The following is a 21,167-nucleotide window of genomic DNA, read 5'->3' as shown; positions in this document are numbered from 1 at the left end:
TTCATTCTTTGGGCGGCTCGATCTTATTCTGAACTTCCAGCTCTTTGCGGACGGCCTCGCTCTTCTTGCGGAAGACCGGGAAGTTCATGGGGCTGTGCTTGGGCTTTTCGTCGCCGAAAAGTACGCCCCACTGCCGCAGGTTGTTGGTGCGGTCGAACACGATCTTGAGCACTGCGATGACCGGCAGGGAAAGGAACATGCCCGCAATGCCGGCCAGGGCGCCGCCGGCGATGACCCCCACGATGGTGGCGAGCGCATTGATCTTTACCTTGGAACCCACGATGCGGGGCATCAGGATGTTGTTGTCGAGGAACTGCACAAAGGCAATGGTGCCCAGGACGGCGAAGATGGGCCAGAGCTCCTGCGAGGAGGTAAGCGTCAGCAGCACGCCAATGACGTTGCCGATGAGGGCGCCCACATAAGGAATCAGGTTCAGCACGGCGAAGATCACCCCGATAAGCAGGGCATGCTTGATGCCGATGATCATCAGGATGCCGCCCACCAAAATGGTAATGTAGGAGATCTGGATCAGCAGGCCTACCAGGTAGCTTTTGATGATAACCTCGGTTTCCCGCATCACTTCCTCCACTTTCTGATGGGTGTCCTGCGGAAACCACAGGAACACGAACCGCAGCAGCAGGTTTTTGTAATAAAGGATCAGGAAAATATAAATGGGCAGCAGGCCGAAGAAGATGAGGATGCCCGTTGCCGAGGCGGCGGCGCCCTGCAGCAGCCCGCCGGCATAATTGAAAAGCTTGTTGCTTTGATCATTGATCATCTGCACCTGCCGCTCGGTGGAGAAGTTCGCCGTCCGGTCGATCCAGTCGCTGAGGGAATTTAAGTGAATGGTGACGTTTTGTTTGATCTGGGGAAAGTCGGAGATCAGGTTGCCGATCTGGGACGAGAAGAACCACAGGAGGCCGCCGACAAACACGAACAGCAGGAGCAACGACAGGGTGATGGCCAGCAGCTCGGGAAATTTCCGGCGTACAAAGAACCGGTACACCGGCAACAGCACCAGGGCAATAAAAAAGGCCATGACAATCGGCGTCAGGATATCCCTGGCCAGGTAAACGGTCATGCCCAGAAAATACAGTCCCAGCAGTTCAATAGCTCTTCTGACGGTTATAGGAAGTCCTTGCATACGGTTCATTTTCGATAAATATAAAAAATCCGCCGGGCAGGCAAGAGGGAAAGAAGGATGCCCGCCGGCCGGGGCTGAAGCTACCGTAAATATCATACCGCGGCTGAACAGGAAGGGCAGAAAACGAAAAAGCCCCCGGTGAGGAGGCTTTTGATTCGTACCGCGTACGGGATTCGAACCCGTATCACCACCGTGAAAGGGTGGTGTCCTAACCCTTAGACGAACGCGGCGTTTCGTTTGGGAGTGCAAAGATAGACGTGAATCTGATTCCGCCAAATATTTTTTCTAAAGGAGCAAAAATTTATGCCCGTGCCGGAATAGTCGGGGCAGAAAACGAAAAAGCCTCCGGTGAGGAGGCTTTTGATTCGTACCGCGTACGGGATTCGAACCCGTATCACCACCGTGAAAGGGTGGTGTCCTAACCCTTAGACGAACGCGGCGTTTCGTTTGGGAGTGCAAAGATAGACGTGAATCTGATTCCGCCAAATATTTTTTCTAAAGGAGCAAAAATTTATGCCCGTGCCGGAATAGTCGGGGCAGAAAACGAAAAAGCCTCCGGTGAGGAGGCTTTTGATTCGTACCGCGTACGGGATTCGAACCCGTATCACCACCGTGAAAGGGTGGTGTCCTAACCCTTAGACGAACGCGGCGTTTCGTTTGGGAGTGCAAATATAGGGATGGATGTAACTCATCAAACTAATTTTCGAAAATTCTTAAAAAAAAGCCCCCCCGCCAAAGCGGGGAGGCCTTCACTAAAGACAAAACTGTATGCTCAGACTATGCCCTTCTACTATCCCAATTAACCAATATCCCAATTAACCAATTAACCAATTAACTAATTCCTCTAGCGCTGCGCTACGTCAAACTTTCTGAAGATGCTGCGAATGCTGCCCTGCACCTCTTTGGAGGTCAGGTTGCGGCCGGCCACTTCGTCGGTGGTCCAGCCCTGCCAGATGGTCTTTTCCGTTTGGGCATCCATCAGCGTGATGGTCATGGTGCCTTCGCGTACCGCATAGGAAGAGGATTCGTAACCCATGAACCGGGAGGGATAATATACCCGGCTCCAGCGCCCCCAGTAGGGGTTGAAATAATAGCGGCTGACCGGAACGGAATAAACCGGGTCGGCGGTCTCCCGCACCGAACGTTCCACCAGCAGGTCATAACTTACCAGCACATCGGGACGGTTTTTGGTTTCGCGCCAGCCGGCCTTCTCCAGTTCGGCATTCACGGCCTTACGAATGTTCCGCTCCGTTAAATCCGACACGCGGTACCCGCTGTCGCTTTTCGTATCCGAGGTTTTGATCCAGGAAAATGTTTTGATCCGGCTGAAATTCACCGTTTCATCTTTCTCCACATGGGCCACGCTGGCACAGCCGGCCAGCAGCACCAGGGACATTATAAGTAGTCCATATAGCTTTAACCCTTTCATATATACTCCTTGTTTTTCGCTTTCTATACGTCAAAGGGCATGCGGATATTTGAAAGGGAATGTGAAAGTTGACGACGGCCTTTGCCCCTCTAAGTAAAACAGGATCAAGGAGTTGTTAAATGAAAAACACCTGCAATAATGTCACCGGATGTGCCTTTTTTACTTCGTACTTCCCACTTCGTACTGCGCATTTTCTTGCGGTTTCCACGCCAGCAGGAAGGAGCGCAGCTTGGCGGGGTCGTAGCCGTTGCCTTTCAGCAGCAGGGCGCAGTTCTGCGTATGCAGGCGGCGGCCCGTTGCCTCCAGCACTACCAGTACGGGGAAGCCGAACCGCTGAGGCCCGCCCCATTTGTTGAGCAGGGCGAGGTTCTTGTTCTCCCGGCTATAATTGAGATGGTAGAGCAGGTAATCCCGGTCGAGCAGGGATTTGAGCGCCGTATCGGTTTGCAGGCTGCTGTTCAGGCGGTAACACATCAGGCACCAGTTGCCGCCTACCTGGATCAGCAGGCGCTTGTTTTCGGCCCGGGCCCGCTGCAGCAGCGCCTCCACCTCCCGGGCCGCGTCGGCATAAGGCCGGTACAGCAGGCGGGTAGTGTCGCCGGCATAACTTTTCAGGGAAAAAAGGAGCGCAAAGAACAGGAGCCGTTTCATCCGGTGCAATTTCCCTGCAAGCTACGGAAGTACCGTACAATAGGCAAAAGACCCCTTCTTTTGACAGTTCACTACCCGGGCGCCCACAGAAAAAAACGCTTCATCATCAGGAAGGCGCATTAGGATAAAACACTTAATTGCTCTACTTTTACTTACCGATTACTGTGTTTTTCTCCTGGTTTCCAAACTCATTTCCGGCATAGAATAACCCTGCTTGACGTATGCTGTATTCACAAAACAGAAACAAAGAACAGGACTGGTGGCGTACCGCCCTGGAAGCTTCCGATATAGGCGTATGGGACTACGACCCCCAGAGCGGTGAGCTGGTGTGGTCGAAAAAATGTTATGAGCTTTGGGGCCTCTCGCCCGACCAGCCCGTTACCCTGGATACCTTCCGCGCCGGCCTCCATCCCGATGACCGCGCCAAAACCGAATGGATGGTCCAGCGCGCCCTCAATCCTTCCAACACGGGCGACTACCAGGTCGAATACCGCGTGATCGGCCAGGAAGACCAGCAACTGCGCTGGATCCGGGCCGTCGGCAGAGCCTATCTAAACGAAGCCGGGCAGGTGTGCCGCTTTATCGGCACCATCATGGAAATCACCGAAGAAAAAAAAGCCATTGCCGCCCAGCAGTATAAAACCGCCCTGCTGGAGGCCCAGCAGGAAGCCTCCGCCGACGGCATCCTCATCACGGACGGCCGCAACAGGATCCTGTTTTCCAATCACCGCTTTGCCGAACTGTGGAACCTGCCGGCCGGCATCCTGGCCGCCGGCGACGACTTTGCCGCCCTTTCCCTGGCCATGAGCCAGCTGGTGGACCCGGAGAAGGCCACCGCCCGCGTGCAATACCTCTACGCCCATCCCTGCGAAATGCAGGAGGACGAGCTGCTGTTCAAGGACGGCAAAATACTGGAACGGCGGGCCCGGCCGGTAGTGGGCGCCGACGGCACCTATTACGGCTATGCCTGGTATTTCCGCGATATCACCGAACGCAAGCAGGCCGAGGAAAGCCTGCAACAGAAAAACAGGGAACTCCAGGACCTGCTGACCGAATTCCGGTTCGTGACCGACCTGATGCCCCAGATCCTCTGGTCGGCCCAGCCCGACGGCAGCCTCGACTTCTTCAACCAGCAATGGTATACCTTTTCGGGTAGCGACTTCGAACACAGCAAAGGCTTCGGCTGGCTCCACTGGCTGCATGCCGGGGACGTGGACCGGACCCTTCACACCTGGCAGCGCTCGCTGGAGGAAGGCTGCCCCTACGAAAACGAGATCCGCCTGCTGAGCCGAGATGGCACCTACCGCTGGCACCTGGTCCGGGCCATCCCCCTGCGCAACGAAGAAGGCACTATCATCAAATGGTACGGCTCCACCACCGATATCCACGACCAGAAAACCCAGGAAGCCTTGCTGGAACAAAAGGTGGCCGACCGCACCACCGAGCTGCAGGAAGCCAACAAATCCCTGGAGCATTCCAATTCCGAGCTGGAACAGTTTGCTTATGTGGCCAGCCACGACCTGCAGGAGCCGCTGCGCAAAATCCGCACCTTCATCAACATGCTGGACCGCGAACAGGAAGGGGGCAGCGCCGAACGGTCGCGGGTGTTCATGGACAAGATCCTGAACGCCTCGGACCGGATGAACACCCTCATCCGGGACCTGCTGAACTTTTCCCGCGTCAGCCGGGCGGATGAAGATGCCTTCGAGCCAACCGACCTGAATATGCTGTTGAAAAATACCCTTGAAGACCTCGAGCTGGTGATCGCCCAGAAAAAGGCTACGATCGAATATGACCCCCTGCCCCAACTGAACATCATTCCCCTCCAGATCGGCCAATTGTTTTACAACCTCATTAATAATTCCCTGAAATTCTCCCGCGAGGACGAGCCGCCCCATATTACCATCCGCTGCCACGAGCGGCCGCCCGGCTCCCTCTCCGCCTTCCCGCACCTGGACGCCAAAAAGACCTATTACGAACTCATTTTTAAAGACAACGGCATCGGCTTCGACCAGCAGTATGCCGAGCAGGTCTTTACCATCTTCCAGCGCCTCAACGCCCGCTCCTCCTACGAAGGCACCGGTATCGGCCTGGCCATCTGCAAAAAGATCGTGGCCGGCCACCACGGCGAGATCTTTGCCCGCTCGGAGGAAGGAAAGGGCGCCGAATTCCACGTGCTGCTGCCCGCCGGCGAAGAAGGGAATTAATGGATTTTGGAAGGAATCAATGAAAAGCCCTGCCGGGCGGTTATATTTGACGTTCAAACCTTCAATAATATTATGAGAAGAATACTGTTACCGGCGCTGGTGATGCTGACCCTGAACAGCTCCGCCCAAAAGACGGAGAATAAGATCAGCTTTCCCAAGGGGAAAAAGCTGGAATGGACCATCCAATCCAAATCGGTGATCACCCAGGAAATGATGGGTATGCCCTTGGAGATGAACATGGAGAATACGGTGGTACAGGCGTATGATGTGACCGACGTAAAAAATGAGGTAGCCACCATGGAATCGAAAATCAAGAGGCTCCAGTTTACCGCGGAAGGAATGGGACAAAAGCAGTCGTTCGACTCCGACAAGGAATCGGACCGCAACAGCTCCACGGGCAAGCAGCTCCAGAAGGGCATGAAAAAGTATACCCTGGACGTGGACGCCACCGGCCGCATCCTTTCGGTAAAAACGGAGGAGGGCGCAGCCGCAAATGCAGCAGAAGAGGATGAAGAGAATCCCCTTGCCCAGATGATGCAGGGTATCGAGGGGCCTAAAGCCGGCACCGCCAGCATTTTCAAGGTGTTACCGACCCAAAGCATCAAAAAGGGCAGCACCTGGACCGACTCTATTCAAGTGGCCAATATGGGCGCCTCCCTGGCCCATTACACCGTTTCCGACATTACCGCCACCGATATCCTGATCGATTTTACTTCCGATGGCAGCGTACAGAAAACCCAGGAAGCCATGGGCATGCAGGCGTTGGTGAACATGAAGCTTAAATCGACCGGCAAGCTTACCGTGGATAAGAAATCCGGCTTACCGAAGCAACGCACGACCAACTTCGAAGGCACGGGCACCGTCGAAGTGGCCGGTCAAAGCATCCCCATGTCCACAAAGTCCACCTCCACGGAAACGTTGACGGGAATGTAAAAAAGTTCACGAGTTCCAGAGTTCAGTTCCTGAGTTCGGGCAATGGCCAATGACTATTGACCATTGTCCATGTACGAAAAAGCCCGTCTGGCCGAAAGGCGAGACGGGCTTTTTCCTTTATACTACTTCGATTATAATACTTCGATCTGGTTTTTGAGGAGGTCTTCGAATTCGTCGCGTTTGCGAATGAGCAGGGCCTCGCCGTCTTTCACCAGCACCTCGGCCGGCTTCAGGCGCGAGTTGAAGTTGGACGACATTTCAAAGCCGTAGGCGCCGGCATTGTAAAACACCAGGTAGTCGCCTTCGTGCACTTCACTGAGCTTGCGGTCCCAGGCAAAGGTGTCGGTTTCGCAAATGTTGCCCACCACCGTATAAATACGGGGGTTGCCAAACGGATTGCTGATGTTCTCGATGCGGTGGAACGCCTCGTAAAACATCGGGCGGATCAGGTGGTTGAAGCCGCTGTTCACGCCTACGAACACCGTAGCCGTGGTTTGCTTGATCACGTTGGCCTTGGTAATAAAATAACCCGATTCGCTCACTAGGAACTTCCCGGGCTCGAACCATACTTCCAGCTCCCGGCCTTTTTCCTGCGCATAGCGCTGGAACGCCTCGCTGACGCGCTCACCCAGGGCCGCTACATCCGTGCTCACGTCGTCCTCGTGGTAGGGCACTTTAAAGCCGCTGCCCAGGTCCACAAAGGACAGTTGGGGGAAATGTTCCGCGATCTCGAACATGATCTCCAGCCCTTGCAGGAACACGCTGACATCCTTGATGTCGCTGCCGGTATGCATGTGCACGCCGCGCACCTGCAGGTTGGTGGACTTCACGATCCGTTCAATATGACGCATCTGGTGGATGGAAATGCCAAACTTGCTGTCAATATGTCCGGTAGAGATTTTATAGTTGCCGCCGCCCATGATGTGGGGGTTGAAGCGGATGCAGATGGGATAGCTGCCGCCGAACTTATTGCCGAACTGCTCCAGGATGGAGATGTTGTCAATGTTCAGGTTTACGCCCAGGTTCTTGCCGGCCTCGATCTCCGCGAAATCCACGCAATTGGGCGTGAACAGGATGCGGTCGGGGGAAAAGCCGGCCTTCAGGGCCAGCTGGACCTCGTTGATGCTGACGCAGTCGATGTTGGCGCCCAACTGCTGCACATACTTTAATATATTGATGTTGGTCAGGGCCTTGCAGGCGTAAAAGAACTTCGAATTGCAGCCGCGGAAAGCGGTTTGCAGGGTTTCGTACTGTTCTTTGATCTTCTCGGCATGGTACACGTACAGGGGCGTACCGAATCGGTTGGCGAGCTCTACCAGTTGTGTATGCGATAAACTTTGCGACATGGCCGCGAAGATAGAGAAGGAATGGCGAATTCCGGGGCAAAAAGCAAAGGGTCAGGGTTCGTCCTCCCCTGCTGCCGGCTCCGCTCCGGCCGCACCTTCTTCCGGAGGCGTTTCATCACCCTCCAGGAACAGCCGGGCGCCCCCCGGCTCCTTTTTCTCCGGCTCGTCGGCGGCGCCCACCAGTTCGCCGGTATCGGTCACCACCAGGGAGGAACTTTCAAAGGAAGCCTCGTTGACGATGCTGGGGGCGATCACCTGGTTGGCGAACACTTCTTTGATCCGGGGCAGGTCTTCGGGCGAGTTGATGCCGAAATAATCCATAAAGCTGCGGGAGGTGGCGTAAATGAGCGGGTGGCCGGGCATCTGCTCGTTGCGGCCGATAATGACGATCAGCTCCTTCTCCAATAACTTCTGGACGCTGTAGTCGCTGCTCACGCCGCGGATGGTTTCGATCTCGCCCTTGGTAATGGGCTGTTTGTAGGCGATGATGGCCAGGGTTTCGAGGGCGGCCGCCGACAGGCGCTTGAGGAATTTTTCGCCATTGAGCTGGGCCACGGTCTTGTGGTAGACTTTTTTGGTAAGAAACTGCCAGCCCCCGCCGCTCTGCCGCACTTCAAAGGGGTAAAATTCCGAGCTGTATTTCTCCACGATGCCCTCCAGGGCCGTGGCTACCTGCTCCTCGGCCAGCTTTTCCCCCGAAGCGGCAAAAGCGCTGTTGACCAGCTCCGTCATTTCCGCTAAGGACAGGGGCTTGTCGCTGGCAAAGATCAGCGCCTCGATATGCAGAATAAGATTACCCGTTTCCATAACACCCAAACCCTGTTGATTTTTCGCAAAAGGCGAATTTAAGCTTTCACCGCTATTATCGGCACAAAAGAAAAGAGGGTACTACTTCCGTAATACCCTCTTCCCTATAATTATTATATCCACTACCCGTCCTAGCCTTTCAGGGCGGCGGCACCGCTCACGATCTCGGTCAGCTCGGTGGTGATGGCTGCCTGGCGGGCACGGTTGTAAGAAATCTTCAGGTTGCGCAGCAGTTCGTTGGCGTTTTCGCTGGCTTTGTCCATGGCCGTCATCCGGGCGCCGTGCTCGGAAGCGTTGGCATCCAGTACCGCCTTGTACAGCTGGGTATTGAGGATCTTCGGCATCAGCTCGGCCACCAGTTCTTCCTTGTTGGGGTCGAAGATGAAGTCGGCATTCTTCACGGTGCTGGCGGCTTTCTGCACCTTGGGGATGGGCAGGAAGCGCTCTACCTGGAACACTTGGGTGGCGGCGTTCTTGAACTCGCTGTAGACCAGGTCCACCACGTCGTACTCCTTGTTCTGGAAAGCTTCCATGGCGTCTTTGGCGGCCAGCTGCACGGTCTCGAACTTCAGGTTCAGGAACACGTCTTTATGGGTGGCGTCTACTTTATAGTTGGTTTTCAGGAAGTGCTCGTAGCCTTTTTTGCCGATGGCCCAGATATCTACGTTGCCTTTGGCGGCCTGGGCGGAGTATTGCTCCAGGATGGCCTGCTTGGCACGTTTGATCACGTTGGCGTTGTAGGCGCCGGCCAGTCCGCGGTCGCTGGTAATGACAATAAGAAGCACGCGTTCCACGGGACGCTCGGCGGCCAGGGAGATGGCCCCTTCCGACTCGCTGCTGCTGACGATGTTGCTCAGCATTTCCTGCAGTTTCTTGGCATAAGGACGCATTTGGAGAATGGCATCCGTTGCCCGGCGCAGCTTGGCAGCACTCACCATTTTCATTGCCTTGGTAATTTGCTGGGTGCTTTGCACCGATTTAATCCTGTTACGAACTTCTTTTAATTGACCAGCCATGGAAATTTATAATTTGCTTTTATTTGTTTTGGGTTCAGGCTCAATATTTTGCCTATGATCAAAAGGGCGAAAAAAGTATTCCTCCTGCCTGTCATTCCGTATTCAACGCCTTCAGCTCCTGCCGGCGGGCGGCTTTTTCCGGTGGAAATCGCACACCCCTCCTCTTCCGCGCCGCAAAAGTACGGCAGGAATACGGAAATTCCATGAAATGAATCAAGGGAAATGCTGCGCCCGCTCAGGTTTTCCCCCCAACCACCCCCCTTTTAATCCGCCAGCTCAAACGCCCGCTTCAGGCTGTAGCGGATCACCAGGCGGCCCCGGGGGCCGCCCGGCTCTTTTAGGGATTGCTCCACCTCGGCGGCCAGGTACAGGGAAACCGGCCCGCTCTTCAGGTGCTGGAGCATTTTGGGGGTCACCTGCAGGGCGTCGTCGACCAGGGGCACGTACTGGTTCACCCCGCCGGAAGCCAGCGCCGTATCCACCAGCACCAGGTGCAGCTGCCGCAGCCCGTCCGGGAGGGAGGCGAACGGCAGCCGGAACGGCTTCCGGTGCACCACCGGCGGCAGCTCGGCCGCCAGCCGGAAGGGCGCAAAGCGGAATTTTCGCACATGCCGCTCCCCGGCCGCATCGGTAAATACCAGCTCGTGGGTACCGGCAAAGCCCTCCGCCGGCCGGATGGCCTCGTAATAGGTGCCGGTAAAGGAAGCGGTGTCGGCGGTCAGCACCTCGCCGTCCAGCTGCACCTCCCCTTCCCCTTCCAGCGGCTGCCCGACGCCGTCCTTATGGCCGCGCCGGAACCGAAACAGGCAGGTGACCGACTCTTCGCCTTCGCCGCCCTCCACGCTGAAGTCGAGGAACAGGGGCGCCGGCACCCCTCTTGCAGGGGCACGCGGAGCCGGCGCATCGCCGTTGCGGCAAGCCGGCAAGGCGCAGGCCCATAACACTACCCAAAGAATCCTTCTGTACATAACCATGCGCTTTCAAAGCGGCGCCCGCGGGCCGCACCTGTTTGGGTGAACTGAAATAATATATAAATTACACCCCCCGGCCCGGGACGAAACAAAGGGGCAGGACGAGTTCTTTTTAAGCTATCTTTGACCACTGTCAATTTGGCTTTAACAGATTTGTTAGCACCTTTTTTGACAAGGTACCTTTTTAATTATTGACCACTGAGATTACCCAACAACATTTTTTATGATTGGTTTCCTATCTAAATTATTCGGCGGCAGTAAGTCGGAAAAAGATGTGAAAAACATCATGCCGCTTGTCGCACAGATCAACCAGAATTTCACCTCCTACCAGTCGCTGAGCAACGACGAGCTGCGCCATAAAACAGTAGAATTCCGTCAACGGATCAAACAGCATATACAAGAGATAGACGCAGAGATCGAGGCCACCAATAAAAGTGCCGAAGAGCTTCCCTTTAACGACCTGGTGGGCAAGGACAGCATCTACCAGCAGGTGGACAAGCTGCGCAAGGAACGCCTCCAGAAGATCGAAGAGATCCTGAAGGAGCTCCTGCCCGAGGCCTTTGCCGTAGTAAAGGAAACCGCCCGCCGCTTCAAGGAAAATCCTCAGATGGTCTCTACCGCCACCGACCTCGACCGCGAGCTCGCCACCCGCAAAAACTATATCACCATCGAAGGCAACCAGTCCATCTTCCAGAACACCTGGACCGCCGCCGGCGGAACGGTCACCTGGAACATGGTGCACTACGACGTTCAGCTGATCGGTGGTACCGTACTGCACCAGGGTAAGATCTCCGAAATGGCTACCGGTGAAGGTAAAACGCTGGTATCCACCCTGCCGGCCTACCTCAACGCCCTGCCCGGCGAAGGCGTGCACATCGTAACGGTGAACGACTACCTGGCCCGCCGTGACCAGGAATGGAACGGCCCCGTGTTCGAATGGCTCGGCCTCCGCGTGGACTGTATTGACAAACACCAGCCCAACAGCGAAAGCCGCCGCCAGGCCTATATGGCCGACCTCACCTACGGCACCAACAACGAATTCGGCTTCGACTACCTCCGCGACAACATGGTCCACAGCCGCGAAGAGATGGTACAGCGCAAGCACCACTACGCCATGGTGGATGAGGTGGATAGCGTACTGATCGACGACGCCCGTACGCCCCTGATCATTTCCGGTCCCGTCCCCCGCGGCGACGAGCAGGAGTTCCATATCCTGAAACCCCGGATCCAGCAACTGGTGGAAGCCCAGGAACGCATGGTGCGCGGCTACCTCAACGAGGCGAAAAAGAAGATCGGCGAAGGCGACGACGACCCCAAGAGCGGCGGCCTGTTCCTCTACCGCGCCTACCGCGGCCTGCCCAAGTACGGCCCGCTGATCAAGTTCCTGAGCGAACCCGGCATTAAAGTAAAGCTCCAGAAAGCCGAAAACTATTATATCGCCGACCAGCAGCGCAACATGCACATCATCGACGAAGAGCTGCTGTTCCACATCGATGAAAAGAACAAGTCCGTAGAACTGACCGATAAAGGCATCGCCGCCATCACCAAGGCCGGCGAAGACCCCGAATTCTTCGTGCTGCCCGACATCGGCATGCGCCTGGCCGACCTGGAAAAGGCCGAGGTTTCTGCCGAAGACAAACTGCGCATGAAGGAAGAAGTGCTGAACGACTACTCGCAGAAGGCCGACCGCATCCACTCGGTGCAACAGCTGCTGAAAGCCTACGCCCTGTTTGAAAAGGACGTGGAATACGTGGTGATCGACGAGGCCGTGAAGATCGTGGACGAGCAGACCGGCCGGATCATGGAAGGCCGCCGCTACAGCGATGGCCTGCACCAGGCGATCGAAGCAAAGGAAAATGTAAAAATCGAAGCCGCCACCCAGACCTACGCCACGGTAACCCTGCAGAACTACTTCCGCATGTACCACAAGCTGGGCGGTATGACCGGTACGGCCGAAACCGAGGCCGCCGAGTTGTGGAGCATCTACAAGCTCGACGTGGTGACCATCCCCACCCATGTTCCCATCGTCCGTAAGGACCAGCAGGACCTGGTGTACAAAACCAAACGCGAAAAGTACAAAGCCGTTATTGACGAAATAGAAGCCCTGCGCACCGCCGGCCGCCCCGTACTGGTAGGTACCACCTCCGTAGAGGTGAGCGAACTGCTGAGCAAGATGCTGCAGGTGAAAAAGATTCCCCACAACGTACTGAACGCCAAGCAGCACGCCCGTGAAGCCCAGGTAGTGGCCGAAGCCGGTCTGCCGGGCGCCATCACCATCGCCACCAACATGGCCGGTCGTGGTACCGACATCAAGCTCGGGCCCGGCGTGAAAGATGCCGGTGGCCTGGCCATCATCGGTACCGAACGCCACGAAAGCCGCCGTGTGGACCGCCAGCTGCGGGGCCGTGCCGGCCGCCAGGGCGACCCCGGTACCTCCCAGTTCTACGTGTCGCTGGAAGACGACCTGATGCGTATGTTCGGCTCCGAGCGCATTGCCGGCCTGATGGACCGCTTCGGTTACAAGGAAGGCGAAGTGATCCAGCACAGCATGATCACCAAGTCCATCGAACGGGCACAGAAGAAAGTGGAAGAAAACAACTTCGGCATCCGGAAGCGCCTGCTGGAATACGACGACGTGATGAACAAGCAGCGTACCGTTATCTACGGCAAACGCCAGCACGCCCTCTTCGGCGACCGCCTGGCACTGGATATCGACAACGCCTTCTCCGTAGTGTCCGAGGGCCTGGTATCCTCGTTCAAGGAGCAGGACGACTATGAAGGCTTCAAGCTGGCCTGCATCGTCAACTTCGGCATCGACATCACGCCTTCCATCAGCGAGGACGCGTTCCTGAAAACCGACGCCAACACCCTTATCGACAAGCTGTACGACGAATCCATCAACAACTACGAGCAGCATAAAGAGTGGATCAAGCAACAGGCCGTGCCGGTATTTGCCAACATTCGTCACATCCAGGGACCCCATATCGAAAACGTGGTGGTACCCTTTACCGACGGACGCAAAGGCATCAACGTGCTGGCCAACCTCGACAAGACGGTGGAAACCGGCGGCGAGGAGCTGACCTCTTCCCTGGAGCGCACCCTCACCCTGGCCATCATCGACGATGCCTGGAAAGAGCACCTGCGTGCCATGGACGACCTGAAGCAAAGCGTGCAGACCGCTTACCTGGAGCAAAAAGACCCGCTGGTGATCTACAAGGTGGAAGCCTTTAACCTGTTCAAGCAGATGGACAGCGAGATGAACCGCGAGATCGTTTCCTTCCTGTGCCATGCCGCCCTGCCGGTAGCCCAGGAGGAAGAGCCGGTACACCTGCACGAAGGCTATATCGAGCCGACCGACATGAGCCACATCCAGATCAACAAGGATGAGATCGAAGCCATCGGCCAGGACTACGGCGCCAACGAACGCGACTATTTCGAAGAGGCGCAGGTCATTGAGGACGAAAAACAGGAGCCCATCCATGCAGGCCCCAAGATCGGCCGCAACGATCCCTGCCCCTGCGGCAGCGGCAAAAAGTACAAGAACTGCCACGGCAAGGATGTAGAGGGAGAGGACTAATTCCCAAACGTTCATATACTAGTCAGAGGCTGTCTTTTCAAAAGGCAGCCTCTTTTTTTTCGAATAAGGCCGGACCATGTAGCCCGGAATTGTATTCCGGGGTACGTGGTCCGGCCTTTATACAAAGATGCAGGCGCCGTCGTCCTGACCGTATCCTTTACCTCCGCATTGATCCGTTCCAGCAATGCTTTTAGATTGGGCTGAGTGGACTGGATCCGCCGGGCATTGGCCCGCATGCGGTGAATAACAGACATGGACAACCACCGTGCTAACGGGAAGTTGAGGGTCGTGTCTTTTTTGGTGGTATCGATGGCGCTGGTCAGGTCGGCAAGGATTTGCTTTTCGATCTTTGGGTCCCTGCCGACAATGGCTGTCTCCACGAGCTGACGGTGGTCCAGCTGCACTTCAATGTATTGGACGGACGGGTCCTTGCGGCCCACGTACCGGGCCCGTTCCTCGAAATAAGAAGTGCTGCCCTGGAACGGCTGGCTGTACAACGCCTTGAAGGGGAGGGTGATCGGCGCCTCGGAAGGAAGCGGCTTGTACAACTCCTTCACCGAAGAGCCATTCTTGAGGTACAGGATAAAGATCTCGTAGCGGCCGTCCAGGCCGTCCTTGTGCAGGGTATCCTTCAGCTTTTCATAAACGTCCAGGGTGGTCTTCAGGCCCGAGTTCTCGTGGTAGCCGGCATCCACGAAGCTGCCCAGGCTGTCGATATAGGCCGGAGCGCTGAACAGCGGAAATAGCTCGCTGGTGTTGCAGACCTGCCCCAGGGAGATGTTTCGCTTGCGGCTGTAGCACAGCTTGGCGCCGCTGTCGTCGCAGACCGAGTCCTCGTACAGGTAAGCGTTGATGTCGATGGCATCGTTGAACACGTCGCTTTGGAGCTTTACCGGCGAAAAGATGCCCCTGCGGCCGTCGTTGCTCCGGGTGGTGTTGATCAGTACCAGGGGGCGGTCTTTTTTCAGCACCAGGCGACCGCTGTCCGTTTCATAGAAGAACCCCATGAAATCGCGGCGCAGCAGGCGAAGGGAATCGGGTATTTCCTCGTGGCGTTTGAGCTTCCGGCCTCCCTGTAGTTCGATGAGCGCCTTTTGCGTATAATACGCTTCCTCTTCCTGCAGCAGGCTGTTGCGGTCCCGTTCCACCTGGAAGGGCAGCACCGTCCGCCAGAAGTCGGTCAGCAGCAGGCCGCTGATCGAGCTGCCCACGAAGTTGTTGGCAAAGACCTTCGAGGGCAGGTCCAGCCATTTGCCGTCGATGCTGTCGCCCTGCTGCGGCTGCTCCCAGAACGCCAGGACGGTGCTCAGGCCAATGGAACTGCCCGAAACCGTGGAGGTGGAAAAAATATGTTCGCGGAAACGGCCCCGGGTAGCATAGTCGAAGTTGATGAGGTTTTGGCTCAGCCACAGTCCGGCCCGCGAACCGCCTCCTTCCCCGCTGACCAACAAGATGGGATAAGGTTGCGGCGACATTTTTGCCCGGATGCGTTCCTTTAAAACTGCATAGCGGTCGGCGAAGGCCAGCCGCTCCCGCCCCCGCAGCACCGAGCTGTCGTCGATGCGGTCGATGGTATAATGGTGCAGGTTCAGGTTCACCGACGGGCTCAGCAAAAACAGCAACACCACCCCCAGCACCATTACCGTGGCCAGCAACCGCCGCAGCGGGCTTACCTGCACTACGTACACCAACAGGTCGATCAGGAATACGTTCAGCGAAAAGAGGTACAGCATCATCGACTCCGGGGCGATGACAAAGCGCCGGGGACTGAACACCAGGACGATGATCACCAGGTGAAAGCACAGGTACGCCAGGTAAAACCAGCTGTTGATCCGGTACCGGTAAAAGGCGGGCTGGCGCGGGTCGTCGGGCTTTTGATTCTCTGCGAGGATGCGCTGGTCCACCTCCTGGAAAATAAAATTCATGAGAAAGGAAAGCAGGTACAGCACGGTACTGAGCGCTACCTTGGCCCCAGTGTACTTTTCCTTGTAAATAAAACAGAACCAGGTAATAGCCCCCAACAGCAACACCCCCACCGCCAGCACGTACCGCCCCCGGCAACCGGGTGCCTTCACTTTTTCATTAAAGAGATTCAACAGCACCAGGACCAGGAACGAAAGGCCGAAAAACACCAGGTCGGTATGCGGACCATGAAACAACACATAAGCCATTAGCCAGAACGGTACCAGCGGCAATACGCGGTGGGCAAAAAAGAGGTGCTTTTGAAAAACCGTCCGGTAGCCCGGGCGGGTATCCCTGCCGTACTCTTTATCCTTCCGGTCCCTTTTCTGAAAAATATAGGCAGGGATGATCCACATCGAAACCGAAAAGCTGATGACGCTGAGCACCGTATAAAAGATCCGCCCGATGTTGTAAATGCCGTCCGGCTCGAACAGGCTGACAATCAGGTCCCTGCCCTGGCCCATTTTGGTGATCACCAGCCAGAAGACGACCAGGAAAGCCAGCTCGATTGCCGCATCCTTCACGATCTGGGCGGTCACCTTCAGGAAGGTATACACCCAGCTGAGAACGCCCGAAAACACGGAACCCCGGAAAGGCGAGGTAGCGCTGACGGTGCGCCAATAGGACCGGAAGCCATTGTTCGGATACGCTTGCTGCATACGATAGTATCGTAATATATTGAGAAAGCGAAACATTTACAACCCCGCCCTCCCCAATCCTAGCATAAGAATTGGAATACTCTAAACCCAAAACAGCAACCTGTGAAGCCAAGAACCCGTGAACTTGTGAACGCGTAAACCCGTGAACTTTTTAAATTATGCCCCTGATCGAATTCTCTGACAAAGGCCTGTACTGCCCCGCCGGCGGGTTTTATATCGACCCCTGGCAGCCGGTGGACAAAGCGGTCATCACCCATGCACACAGCGACCACGCCCGCTGGGGCAGCCGCGCCTACCTCTGCCACCACCTCACCCGGCCGCTGTTGCAGGCGAGACTGGGCGACAACGCCTACGAAAGCATCGGCTGGCACGAACCCGTACTGCTCAACGGGGTCCGGGTGAGCCTGCACCCCGCCGGCCACATCATCGGCTCCTCGCAAATAAGGGTAGAACACCAAGGAGAAGTGTGGGTGGTCAGCGGCGACTACAAGGTGGAAAACGACGGCCTCAGCGGTGAGTTCGAACCGGTACCCTGCCAGCACTTCGTGACCGAAAGCACCTTTGGGCTGCCCATCTACAACTGGAAGCCCCAGGAGCAGATCTTTTCCGGCATCCGCGAATGGGTGCAAAAGAACCGGCGGGAAGGAAAATCCTCGGTGCTCATCGCCTACAGCCTGGGGAAAGCCCAGCGCCTGCTGCCCTGCCTGCAGGGAGTGGCGGACCGTATCCTGGCGCATGGCGCCGTGTACAACATGCACCAGGCCCTGGTCAATGCCGGCGTCCAACTCCCCCCGGTAGAACTGGTCACCCCCGACACCCCGAAAGACCAACTCAAAGGCGCCGTGGTCATCGCCCCTTCCAGCGCCGAAGGCTCACCCTGGATCCGGCGGTTCGCCCCCTACGAGGTAGGCGTCTGCAGCGGCTGGATGCAGGTGCGGGGCGCCATGCGCCGCCGCAATGCCGATGCCGGCTTCGCCCTCAGCGACCACGCCGACTGGAAGGGCCTGCTGCAGGCCGTCAAGGCCACCGGCGCCGAACACGTCTATGCCACCCACGGCTTCCAGGCTGCCTTCAGCCGCTACCTCAACGAACAAGGCATCCGGGCCTCCGAAGTAAAAACCGAATATGCGGGTGAGGAGGAAACTACCGGGGGCGAGGAAGAAAGGGCAATGGACAAGGAGCAATAGGGAATTGGTTCATTGGGAATTAGGAAGGGAAACTCATTACTGATCACTCATTACTCATCGTATGAAATTATTTGCAGAACTGGTGATGCGGCTGGGCACGAGCACCAAAACCAATGACAAGCTGGAAGCGCTGGTGGATTATTTCTCTTCCGGCGGCGGTAAGGATAAAGTGTGGGTGATTGCCCTGTTCAGCGGCCGCCGGCCCAAAAGGGCGGTGACCACCACCCAGCTGGCGACCTGGGCCGTGGAAGTGAGCGGCCTGCCCTTCTGGCTGTTCGAGGAATCGTATCACACGGTCGGCGACCTGGCGGAAACCATTGCCCTGCTGCTGCCCGAAAGCGGGTCCGGCGGACCGGCAGAGGAATCCTACCCCCTGCACTATTATATCGAACAATTAAAAAGCATCGAAAAGGAAAGCGAAGAAGTGCGCAAGGACTTTGTCCTCCGCTCCTGGGCGGGCATGACCAGCGCCGAACGCTTTGTGTTCAACAAACTTATTACCGGGTCCTTCCGCGTCGGCGTCTCCCAGCAGCTGGTGGTCAACGCCCTGGCCAAAGCCACGGGGCTCGAAGCAGCGGTGATCGCCCACCGCATCAGCGGCAACTGGGATCCCTCCACCATCGCCTACGAAGAGCTGTTGAGCCATGAGGCCGTCACCTCCGACTATTCGAAGCCCTACCCTTTCTTTCTCGCCTACGCGATCGAAGAGGGGGAGATCCGCGCCCTGGGCGCCCCCGCCGACTGGCAGGCCGAATGGAAATGGGACGGTATCCGCGGCCAGATCATCCGCCGTAACGGCGAGCTCTTCGTCTGGAGCCGGGGCGAGGAGCTGATGACCGACAAGTTCCCCGAATACGGCTCGCTGCTGGCCCTGCTGCCCGACGGCATCGCCATCGACGGCGAGATCATCCCCAGCGTCGACCAGAAGCCCCTGCCCTTCGCCCTGCTGCAGACCCGCATCGGCCGCAAGAACGTCACCAAAAAACAACTGCAGGAAGCCCCGATTGCCTTCTTCGCTTACGACCTGCTGGAATATGGGGGCGAGGATTTACGGCCGAAACCGCTGGAAGAACGGCGGCGCCGGCTGGAGGAAGTGATCCTGGGCCTGGCGCACCCTGCCCTGCTGCTGTCGCCGGTAGTACCCTTCGACAGCTGGGAAGAGCTGGCGAAGCTGCGCGAATCGTCGCGGGAGATGGGCGCCGAAGGCTTTATGCTCAAACGGAAGGCCTCACCCTACCAGGTGGGCCGCAAGCGGGGCGACTGGTGGAAGTGGAAGGTGTCGCCGCTGACCATCGACGCCGTGATGGTGTATGCCCAGAAGGGCGCCGGCCGCCGCAGCAACCTCTACACCGACTACACCTTTGCGGTGCGCGAAGGCGACAAGCTGGTGACCTTCACCAAGGCTTATTCCGGCCTCACCGACAAGGAGTTCGCCCAGGTGGACGCCTTCGTCAAAAGAAATTCTTTGGAAAAGTTCGGCCCGGTCCGCACCGTCAAGCCCGAGCTGGTGTTCGAGATCGCCTTTGAAGGCATTGCCGCCTCCAGCCGCCATAAATCGGGCGTGGCCCTTCGCTTCCCCCGCATCAGCCGCTGGCGCCACGACAAAAAAGTGGACGAGATCAACACGCTCGACGATCTCAAAAAGATGCTGGAGATCTACGGGAAGTGAGTTTCTGAGTTCCTGAGTTGCATTTACCTATTCCCAGATTCGGTTTAGAGTTTTAAATTTGGAGTTGGTTTCAGCTAAGTAAATCCAGAAACGCAGCACGAACTCAGGAACAGCTCCGCCTAACTCAGGAACTCAGGAACTGAAGGTTGGAATCTCTGGAACTTTGGAACTCTGGAACTTAAAGTCCATGAAAAAGACACCCACCATTTTAGCCATCGCCCTGGCGGGCATCCTGCTGTCGGCCTTTATCGGGCGCTTCGGCACTACCGACCAGCCGGTAACCATCCCGGCCAATCCGCAACGCCTGGGCGATGCCCAAAAGGGCCGCGACTACCTGGTCACCGGCGATTACGTCAACAGCGGCATCCCCTATAAAATGTTCCTGAGCGCCGCCGGCAAGGATAGCAGCAATTTCCTGAACCGCACCGGCCCCAACCAGTTCATTTCGCACCAGTTCACCGCCCTGGAAGCCCGCAACGGCGAACTGGTGGTGGCGCCCAACTGCATGCAATGCCATGCCCAGGTGTTCGAGGGTAAGCTGGTGATGGGCCTCGGCAATGCCAACATCGACTTTACCGATGAACGCAGGTACGGCGGCAAAGGCCTGGGACTGGTGGAAACCCTGCTGAAGACCACCTCCCGCTCGAAATACGAAGCCTCCGCCCGCTTCCTGACCGCCACCCGCACCATCGGCCCCTCCATCATGGCGCCGATCAAGGGCGTGAACACCGCCAACCGCCTCACCTGGATGCTGATGGCCCACCGCGATCCCCAGACCTTGAAGTGGAGCGATACTCCCCTTTACCCCTTTGGCGCCGAGGTGATCCCTTCGGACACCCCGCCCTGGTGGGTGCTGAAAAAGAAAAACGGCATGTTCTATACCGGCTTCGGCCGCGGCGACTTCGCCAGCTTCATCATGCTCTCCAACCTGCTGACCGTCGGCGACACCGTGGAAGCGCAGCAGGTATACGACCGCATGCCCGACCTGCTGGCCTACCTCCATTCCCTGGAACCGCCGGCCTATTCCCGCCCCCGCAACGAAGCCCTGGCGGCCAAAGGAAAACAACTGTTCGAAAACCACTGCTCGGACTGCCACGGCACCTATGGCGCCCAGGAAACCTATCCCAACCTGCTGATCCCCCAATCGATCATCCAGACCGATTCGTTCCTGTTTAAAATGCAGACCACCGCACCCCAGTTCATCAACTGGTACAACAGCAGCTGGTACTCGCAGGGCGGCCGGCGGGCCCGCCTGGAGCCCTTCGAAGGCTATATCGCCCCGCCGCTCGACGGCGTCTGGATTACCGCCCCCTACCTGCACAACGGCTCGGTGCCCACCCTGGAAGCCCTGCTCAACAGCAAGGCCCGCCCCCGCTACTGGTCGCGCAACTTCGAAAATCCGGAATACGACTACCAAAAGGTGGGCTGGAAATTCCGGGAAGAAAAGGCCCCCGGCAGCCCCGAAACCTACAACACCGACCTGCCGGGTTATGGCAATTACGGCCACTATTTCGGTGACCTTTTAACCGGCGACGAGCGGACAGCCGTGATCGAATACCTGAAGGGAATATAGAGCGCCACTTTCGGACTAGTTTATGCAGGGGATTTG

Annotated in this window: 14 protein-coding genes and 3 tRNA genes; 6 read left to right on the top strand and 11 right to left on the bottom strand. The window is 57.0% G+C overall.

The annotated features are described in order from the left end of the window. Position 1: 1 nt before the first annotated feature. The 6 genes from V9K67_RS06835 to V9K67_RS06810 all read right to left on the bottom strand — a co-directional run bounded on the left by V9K67_RS06835 (position 2) and on the right by V9K67_RS06810 (position 3,224). Complete coding sequence (locus tag V9K67_RS06835; RefSeq protein ID WP_336721015.1) at positions 2-1,144, bottom strand: AI-2E family transporter; 1,143 nt, start codon at positions 1,142-1,144, stop codon at positions 2-4. Positions 1,145-1,302: 158 nt separating this feature from the next. Next, positions 1,303-1,374 (bottom strand) — tRNA-Glu (locus tag V9K67_RS06830). Positions 1,375-1,512: 138 nt separating this feature from the next. Then, a tRNA-Glu gene (locus V9K67_RS06825) sits at positions 1,513-1,584 on the bottom strand. A 138-nt stretch (positions 1,585-1,722) separates the two neighbouring features. Then, positions 1,723-1,794, bottom strand: a tRNA-Glu gene (locus tag V9K67_RS06820). Between the two features lie 194 nt (positions 1,795-1,988). Next, positions 1,989-2,540 carry a DUF4136 domain-containing protein gene (locus V9K67_RS06815; RefSeq protein WP_336721013.1) on the bottom strand — a complete coding sequence of 184 codons (552 nt, stop codon included), beginning with the start codon at positions 2,538-2,540 and terminating at the stop codon, positions 1,989-1,991. A gap of 192 nt (positions 2,541-2,732) precedes the next feature. Further along, complete coding sequence (locus tag V9K67_RS06810; protein WP_336721012.1) at positions 2,733-3,224, bottom strand: thioredoxin family protein; 492 nt, start codon at positions 3,222-3,224, stop codon at positions 2,733-2,735. Positions 3,225-3,445: 221 nt separating this feature from the next. On the opposite strand from V9K67_RS06810, the gene V9K67_RS06805 reads away from it, so the two are divergent. Both V9K67_RS06805 and V9K67_RS06800 read left to right on the top strand, forming a co-directional pair. Next, the gene (locus V9K67_RS06805) at positions 3,446-5,431 is read left to right on the top strand and encodes a PAS domain-containing sensor histidine kinase (RefSeq protein ID WP_336721011.1); all 1,986 of its coding nucleotides are present in this window, start codon (positions 3,446-3,448) and stop codon (positions 5,429-5,431) included. A gap of 72 nt (positions 5,432-5,503) precedes the next feature. Then, positions 5,504-6,364 (top strand): DUF6263 family protein, encoded by an 861-nt coding sequence (locus tag V9K67_RS06800; RefSeq protein WP_336721010.1) that lies wholly within the window; start codon positions 5,504-5,506, stop codon positions 6,362-6,364. Between the two features lie 131 nt (positions 6,365-6,495). On the opposite strand, the gene lysA is transcribed toward V9K67_RS06800, so the two are convergent. The 4 genes from lysA to V9K67_RS06780 all read right to left on the bottom strand — a co-directional run bounded on the left by lysA (position 6,496) and on the right by V9K67_RS06780 (position 10,501). Further along, positions 6,496-7,710 (bottom strand): diaminopimelate decarboxylase, encoded by a 1,215-nt coding sequence (gene lysA, locus V9K67_RS06795; RefSeq protein ID WP_336721009.1) that lies wholly within the window; start codon positions 7,708-7,710, stop codon positions 6,496-6,498. A gap of 51 nt (positions 7,711-7,761) precedes the next feature. Beyond that, positions 7,762-8,517, bottom strand: a complete 756-nt coding sequence (gene scpB, locus V9K67_RS06790; protein WP_336721008.1) for an SMC-Scp complex subunit ScpB — start codon at positions 8,515-8,517, stop codon at positions 7,762-7,764. 131 nt (positions 8,518-8,648) lie between these two features. Then, positions 8,649-9,533 carry an ATP synthase F1 subunit gamma gene (gene atpG / locus V9K67_RS06785; RefSeq protein ID WP_336721006.1) on the bottom strand — a complete coding sequence of 295 codons (885 nt, stop codon included), beginning with the start codon at positions 9,531-9,533 and terminating at the stop codon, positions 8,649-8,651. A 263-nt stretch (positions 9,534-9,796) separates the two neighbouring features. Next, on the bottom strand, positions 9,797-10,501 hold the full coding sequence (locus V9K67_RS06780) for a hypothetical protein (RefSeq protein ID WP_336721004.1): 705 nt from the start codon (positions 10,499-10,501) through the stop codon (positions 9,797-9,799). Between the two features lie 226 nt (positions 10,502-10,727). Here V9K67_RS06780 and secA point away from each other — a divergent pair, with 226 nt between their 5' ends. Further along, a complete protein-coding gene (gene secA / locus V9K67_RS06775) occupies positions 10,728-14,081 on the top strand; it encodes a preprotein translocase subunit SecA (RefSeq protein ID WP_336721002.1) in 3,354 nt (1,117 codons plus the stop codon). Positions 14,082-14,092: 11 nt separating this feature from the next. Here the strand turns inward: secA and V9K67_RS06770 are convergent, their stop codons facing one another. Further along, a complete protein-coding gene (locus V9K67_RS06770) occupies positions 14,093-16,702 on the bottom strand; it encodes a hypothetical protein (protein ID WP_336721001.1) in 2,610 nt (869 codons plus the stop codon). Between the two features lie 158 nt (positions 16,703-16,860). On the opposite strand from V9K67_RS06770, the gene V9K67_RS06765 reads away from it, so the two are divergent. The 3 genes from V9K67_RS06765 to V9K67_RS06755 all read left to right on the top strand — a co-directional run bounded on the left by V9K67_RS06765 (position 16,861) and on the right by V9K67_RS06755 (position 21,131). Beyond that, positions 16,861-17,889, top strand: a complete 1,029-nt coding sequence (locus V9K67_RS06765) for a ligase-associated DNA damage response exonuclease (RefSeq protein ID WP_336721000.1) — start codon at positions 16,861-16,863, stop codon at positions 17,887-17,889. A 61-nt stretch (positions 17,890-17,950) separates the two neighbouring features. Next, entirely contained in the window at positions 17,951-19,558 is a 1,608-nt protein-coding gene (locus V9K67_RS06760) for an ATP-dependent DNA ligase (RefSeq protein ID WP_336720998.1), read from the top strand. A 187-nt stretch (positions 19,559-19,745) separates the two neighbouring features. Beyond that, positions 19,746-21,131, top strand: a complete 1,386-nt coding sequence (locus tag V9K67_RS06755) for a c-type cytochrome (protein WP_336720997.1) — start codon at positions 19,746-19,748, stop codon at positions 21,129-21,131. Positions 21,132-21,167: the final 36 nt, after the last annotated feature.

The organism is Huijunlia imazamoxiresistens (assembly GCF_037132455.1).
In the GTDB taxonomy this organism is placed as follows: Bacteria; Bacteroidota; Bacteroidia; order Chitinophagales; family Chitinophagaceae; genus Flavisolibacter; species Flavisolibacter imazamoxiresistens.
The sequence above is the reverse complement of the archived record's forward strand: the minus strand, read 5'-3'. Positions and strand labels throughout refer to the sequence as shown.

Coding starts and splice junctions, on each gene's coding strand:
- V9K67_RS06835 (WP_336721015.1), bottom strand. CDS start 1,144: ATGCAAGGACTTCCTATAACCGTCAGAAGAGCTATTGAACTGCTGGGA.
- V9K67_RS06815 (WP_336721013.1), bottom strand. CDS start 2,540: ATGTCCCTGGTGCTGCTGGCCGGCTGTGCCAGCGTGGCCCATGTGGAG.
- V9K67_RS06810 (WP_336721012.1), bottom strand. CDS start 3,224: ATGAAACGGCTCCTGTTCTTTGCGCTCCTTTTTTCCCTGAAAAGTTAT.
- V9K67_RS06805 (WP_336721011.1), top strand. CDS start 3,446: ATGCTGTATTCACAAAACAGAAACAAAGAACAGGACTGGTGGCGTACC.
- V9K67_RS06800 (WP_336721010.1), top strand. CDS start 5,504: ATGAGAAGAATACTGTTACCGGCGCTGGTGATGCTGACCCTGAACAGC.
- lysA (WP_336721009.1), bottom strand. CDS start 7,710: ATGTCGCAAAGTTTATCGCATACACAACTGGTAGAGCTCGCCAACCGA.
- scpB (WP_336721008.1), bottom strand. CDS start 8,517: ATGGAAACGGGTAATCTTATTCTGCATATCGAGGCGCTGATCTTTGCC.
- atpG (WP_336721006.1), bottom strand. CDS start 9,533: ATGGCTGGTCAATTAAAAGAAGTTCGTAACAGGATTAAATCGGTGCAA.
- V9K67_RS06780 (WP_336721004.1), bottom strand. CDS start 10,501: ATGTACAGAAGGATTCTTTGGGTAGTGTTATGGGCCTGCGCCTTGCCG.
- secA (WP_336721002.1), top strand. CDS start 10,728: ATGATTGGTTTCCTATCTAAATTATTCGGCGGCAGTAAGTCGGAAAAA.
- V9K67_RS06770 (WP_336721001.1), bottom strand. CDS start 16,702: ATGCAGCAAGCGTATCCGAACAATGGCTTCCGGTCCTATTGGCGCACC.
- V9K67_RS06765 (WP_336721000.1), top strand. CDS start 16,861: ATGCCCCTGATCGAATTCTCTGACAAAGGCCTGTACTGCCCCGCCGGC.
- V9K67_RS06760 (WP_336720998.1), top strand. CDS start 17,951: ATGAAATTATTTGCAGAACTGGTGATGCGGCTGGGCACGAGCACCAAA.
- V9K67_RS06755 (WP_336720997.1), top strand. CDS start 19,746: ATGAAAAAGACACCCACCATTTTAGCCATCGCCCTGGCGGGCATCCTG.